This is a genomic window from Rhizomicrobium sp. (assembly GCF_056722145.1).
In genome coordinates this window covers 1-4,947 of record NZ_JBWZET010000007.1, presented here as the reverse complement: position 1 = coordinate 4,947, position 4,947 = coordinate 1, and the positions used below count along the sequence as shown (strand labels likewise).

Sequence of the window (4,947 nt, the reverse complement as noted above, 5' to 3'; positions counted from 1 at the left end):
GTGCAGCCCTGCTTGGCGAGACGGTGAATTTCGGCGACGGTGGCGTCCATGTCCCATGCGGGCAGAATGCCGTTCATGATGAAGCGGCCGGGGTGGGCTTCGCACCATTCGTGCCAGTGGTAGTCGTTGTAGCCCTGGACGTGCTTGGCGGCGTAGGTCTTGTCCGGCGCGTTGCAGAACATCAGCCCGTCAAGCCCGATGAAGGTGCCGAAGTTGAGGCTGGCGGCGATGCCGTTGACGTCCATGTCGTCGACGCGCGCCTTCGGATCCCAGCAGCCCTTGCGGAGCTGGTCGAGGTTGGTCGGCTCCATGCCGTATTCTTCCTTGGGACGACCGACGACGCCGTTGAGCGCGACCGACGACATCTTGGCGCCGTAGTATTCCCAATAGGCCGAGCCATTCGACTTGTACTTGAGCGTGGGCGCGGTGGCCAGCGCCTCGCCGGAAAGGTGGCTCTGGAACATGTGGCCGGGTTCACTGATGTGATCATCGACGGAGATGATCACCATGTCTTCCATTTTCATCCTTTGGCGCTCCCAGAAAAGCCGTCCAAGCCGGGCCACATCGGGGTGATGCGACCGTGCTACGGATCGTTACGTTTGCCGATGACCAGCTTGTTCCCGGAAATGAAAGGGTTTCGCTTTGATGCGCGTCAAATTCCGGAACTCGATCTTGCAAGCCGTTATCGCCATTACGATGAGCAAGCCGGAACGGCCGCTGATCCGCCAGATACCGACGCGCGCGCAATAGATGATGCGACTTTCGACAAGACGGCGGGATGATCGCACGGCTCCAAACGGCGGCCCAACCCGCGCCTTCCGGCCGTAACCCCCTGACCAATCCATAAAAAACGTTAAAAATTTAATGCCCGATATATCAATACGTTACGTATTAAAATATAGATTTTTCATTTTATTACATTGTCTTGCAAGAATCAAATTTGAGATTGAAAGCATTCCGCGAAATCTACTAAGTGATGAGGACCGATTCCCTTTGCGAGCGGCAAGAAGGTCCAGATTTTTCATTATGATCAAGGCTGTAATCCTTGCGGGAGGTTTGGGCACGCGGCTTGGTGAGGAGACGCAGTTGCGTCCCAAGCCGATGGTTGAGATCGGCGGGATGCCGATTTTGTGGCACATCCTGAAGATTTACGCGGCGCACGGGGTGAACGAGTTTGTGGTGTGCCTTGGCTACAAGGGGTATGTGATCAAGGAGTTCTTCGCGAACTATTTCCTGCATGCCGCGGACGTGACGATCGACCTGGCCACCAATTCGATCGAGGTGCACGAGGCCAAGAGCGAGCCGTGGAAGGTGACGCTGGTGGAGACCGGCGCCGACACGCAGACGGGGGGGCGGCTGAAGGCGGTGCGCCGGTTCCTTAAGGAGGGTGAACCCTTCTGCTTCACCTATGGCGATGGCGTGGCCGATGTCGACATCACGGCGGAGCTGGCCTTTCACCGGGCGCATGGCCGCAAGGCGACGATCCTGGCGGTCAGCCCGCCGGGGCGTTTTGGCGCGCTGGAGTTCGAGGGCGATGACACGGTGCGCGGCTTCCGGGAAAAGCCGGCGGGGGATGGCGGGCTGATCAACGGCGGCTTTTTCGTGGCCGATCCATCGGTGCTCGATCTGGTCGAGGGGCCGGAGACGCTGTGGGAGCAGGGGCCGCTGGAGGCGCTGGCGAAGGCGGGAGAGCTGGTTGCTTTCCGCCACGAGGGTTTCTGGCAGCCGATGGACACGTTGCGCGACAAGCAGCATCTCGACCGGCTGTGGGCCGAGGGTGCCCCCTGGAAGCTGTGGTGAGCGCGTCACCCGCCGAAAACGCCCGCCTTGCCGGCGCCGCGTTCTGGCGCGGGCGGCGGGTGCTGGTCACCGGCCACACCGGCTTCAAGGGCAGCTGGCTGGCGCTGTGGCTGGCGGGCATGGGGGCGAAGGTGACGGGGCTGGCCCTGCCGGCCGAGGCTATCAGCCTGTTCCGTCAGGCGCGGGTGGCCGAGGCTGTCGCTCATATCGAGGGCGATATTCGCGATCTGGCCGTGGTCGAGGATGCGGTGGGCCGCGCCCGGCCCGAGGTGGTGTTCCACCTGGCCGCGCAGCCCCTGGTCCGCGAATCCTATCGCGCCCCGGTGGAGACCTTCGCCACCAATGTGCAGGGCACGGTGCATGTGCTGGATGCCTGCCGGCGGGCGGCGGGGGTGCGGGCCATCGTCTGCATCACCTCCGACAAGTGCTACGAGAACCTCGAGCGCGACGCGCCCTACCGCGAGGGCGAGGCAATGGGCGGGCACGATCCCTATTCCGCCTCCAAGGGCGCGGCGGAACTGGTGATCGCGGCGTACCGGCGCAGCTTTTTCTCCGTGCCCGGGGCGCCGCTGGTCGCCTCGGTGCGGGCGGGCAACGTCATCGGCGGGGGCGACTGGGCGGAAGACCGGCTGGTGCCCGACATCATCCGCGCGCTGCTGGCCGGCAAGGCGCCGGTGATCCGCGCGCCGGCCTCGATCCGGCCGTGGCAGCATGTGCTGGAGGCGCTTTCGGGCTATCTGCTGATCGCCGGCCATCTGGCGGAGGGGCGGGAATGGGCCGCCGCCGCCTGGAACTTCGGGCCGGACGAGGCGGATGCCAGGCCGGTGTCATGGATCGCGGACCGCCTGACGCAAGGTTGGGGCGCCCCCGGCTGGACCAGGCCGGACGAGGCCACCGGCCCGCATGAGGCGAAGATCCTCAAGCTCGACTGCACCCGTGCGCGTGATGTGCTGGGCTGGGCGCCGGCGTGGGGACTGGACCGCGCGCTTGGCGCCATTGCCGAGTGGCACCGCGCGGTGGCCGACGGCGCCGATCCGCGCGATGTGACGGAGCGCCAGCTGGCCACCTACCAGGCCGATTTCCTCAACACCCTTCTTGCAACAGGGCGGACATGACCACAGCCAACCCCGCCGCCGATCCCCTCGCCCTTGTCAAGGACATGGGCGAGGAGGAATTGCGCGCGCTGATCCTCGATCTTTCCGGCGAATATGCCCACCGTTATCACGGGCCCAGGCCCTTTGTGCCCGGGACCAGCCCGGTGCCCGTCTCCGGCAAGGTGCACGGGGCGGCGGACATGCGGATGCTGGTCGATTCGGCGCTCGACTTCTGGCTGACGACGGGCCGCTTCAACGAGGCCTTCGAGAAGCGCCTGGCGGCGCGGATTGGCGTCGATCACGCGCTCTCCACCAACTCCGGATCCTCCGCCAACCTGCTGGCGCTGTCGGCGCTGACCTCACCCAAGCTCAGGAACGAGGCGCTGAAGCCGGGCGACGAGGTGATCACGGTGGCCACCGGCTTTCCGACCACGGTGAACCCGGCGCTGCAATATGGCCTTGTCCCGGTGTTCGTCGATGTCGACGTGCCCACCTACAACATCAAGCCCGAAATGATCGAGGCGGCGGTATCCGAGCGCACCCGCGCGATCATGATCGCCCACACGCTCGGCAACCCCTTCGACCTTGCCGAGGTGATGCGCGTCGCCCGCAAGCACGACCTGTGGGTGATCGAGGATTGCTGCGACGCCCTTGGCGCCACCTATGACGGCCACCATGTCGGCACCTTCGGCGACATCGGCACGCTGTCGTTCTATCCCGCCCATCACATCACCATGGGCGAGGGCGGCGCGGTGTTCACCGACAAGCCGCGCCTCAAGCGCCTGATCGAATCGATGCGCGACTGGGGCCGCGATTGCTGGTGCGCGCCCGGGCAGGACAATACCTGCGGCAAGCGCTTCTGCCGCAAGCTCGGCAGCCTGCCGCATGGCTATGACCACAAATACACCTACAGCCACGCCGGCTACAATCTCAAGATCACCGACATGCAGGCGGCCGTCGGCCTTGCCCAGCTGGGCCATCTCGATGGCTTCATCGCCGCCCGCCGCGCCAACTTCGACACGCTGACCGAACTCCTCAAGCCCCTCGAGGAAGTGCTGATCCTGCCGCAGGCAACGCCAAACTCCGAGCCCTCCTGGTTCGGCTTCCCCCTCACCTTGCGCCCCGGATGCGGGATCAACCGCGAAAAACTGCTCGAGGCCTTGAACCACGCGAAAATCGGGACCCGCCTCCTGTTCGGCGGAAACCTCCTGCGCCAGCCCTACATGAAAGGACGAAACGTCCGAACCGTCGGCACTCTCGACAACGCCGACCTCGTCACAACCAACACCTTCTGGATCGGCCTCTTCCCAGGCCTAGCAAAAAACCACCTCGAATATACCGCACACACATTGAACAAACTGATCCGCTCGGGCGAATGCCGGGCGTGAGCGCGCCGACCCCCATCCCCGCCGAGGCGCGCTTTGTGCTGACCGGCCCTTCGGGCTGGATCGGGCAGGCGCTGTGTGCCCGGCTGGCGGAAGGAATGGGAGGCGCATTGGGTGGGCGGGTGCGCGGATTTGGCACAAGGGCGCGCGATCTGGCGCTGCCTCGGGGCGAGGTTCTGCCCGTGCGCTCGCTGGATGCCATCACGGCCGGGGATGTGGCGGGCGCCCATGTCATCCATCTGGGCTGGCCCGGCAAGGAGCAGGTGGAACTGCGGGGCGAGGCGGCTTTTGCCCAGACGCACGATGCGGGCGATTCGGCCTTGATTGCGGCAATGGCAGCGGCGGCGCGGGCCGGGCAGGCCCCGGTCAGCCTGTTTTTCGCATCCTCCGGCGCCGCGGCGCTGGCGGAGCGTGGCGAGGACACCCATCCCTATGGAACGGGCAAGCTGGCGGCGGAGCGGCGCTTTCTCGACTGGGGTGTCGACGCCGGAGTGCCGGTGCTGGCGGGGCGTATCTTCAGCCTTGGCGGGCCGTTCATCAACAAGATCGATTCCTACGCGCTGGCCAGTTTCGCGCGGGACGCGCTGGCCGGTGGACCGATCACGGTGGCCGCGAAAGTGCCGGTTTTCCGCTCCTTCCTGCATGTGAATGACCTGTGCGACCTGGTG

Annotated in this window: 5 protein-coding genes and 1 pseudogene; 5 read left to right on the top strand and 1 reads right to left on the bottom strand. The window is 65.2% G+C overall.

Going from position 1 to position 4,947, the window contains the following annotated elements; genetic code table 11:
* A pseudogene (locus AC1P6P_RS00405) lies at window positions 1–524 on the bottom strand (amidohydrolase family protein); the annotation flags it as partial.
* Between the two features lie 81 nt (window positions 525–605).
* Here AC1P6P_RS00405 and AC1P6P_RS00400 point away from each other — a divergent pair.
* The 5 genes from AC1P6P_RS00400 to AC1P6P_RS00380 form a co-directional block, all read left to right on the top strand.
* Window positions 606–782, top strand: a complete 177-nt coding sequence (locus tag AC1P6P_RS00400) for a hypothetical protein (protein WP_481400453.1) — start codon at window positions 606–608, stop codon at window positions 780–782.
* Window positions 783–1,029: 247 nt separating this feature from the next.
* The gene (gene rfbF / locus AC1P6P_RS00395; RefSeq protein WP_481400455.1) at window positions 1,030–1,800 is read left to right on the top strand and encodes a glucose-1-phosphate cytidylyltransferase; all 771 of its coding nucleotides are present in this window, start codon (window positions 1,030–1,032) and stop codon (window positions 1,798–1,800) included.
* Window positions 1,797–2,915, top strand: a complete 1,119-nt coding sequence (gene rfbG / locus AC1P6P_RS00390) for a CDP-glucose 4,6-dehydratase (protein WP_481400452.1) — start codon at window positions 1,797–1,799, stop codon at window positions 2,913–2,915. Before rfbF ends, rfbG begins: the two co-directional genes overlap by 4 nt.
* Before the next feature lie 44 nt (window positions 2,916–2,959).
* Window positions 2,960–4,282, top strand: a complete 1,323-nt coding sequence (rfbH, locus tag AC1P6P_RS00385; RefSeq protein ID WP_481400454.1) for a lipopolysaccharide biosynthesis protein RfbH — start codon at window positions 2,960–2,962, stop codon at window positions 4,280–4,282.
* Window positions 4,279–4,947: NAD-dependent epimerase/dehydratase family protein (locus tag AC1P6P_RS00380; RefSeq protein WP_481400451.1), on the top strand; the 669-nt coding region annotated here is incomplete at its 3' end. The genes rfbH and AC1P6P_RS00380, both read left to right, overlap by 4 nt.

Bases quoted from the DNA above. Each gene is read 5' to 3' on its own strand.
- AC1P6P_RS00400 (WP_481400453.1), top strand. From the start codon at position 606: ATGACCAGCTTGTTCCCGGAAATGAAAGGGTTTCGCTTTGATGCGCGT.
- rfbH (WP_481400454.1), top strand. From the start codon at position 2,960: ATGGGCGAGGAGGAATTGCGCGCGCTGATCCTCGATCTTTCCGGCGAA.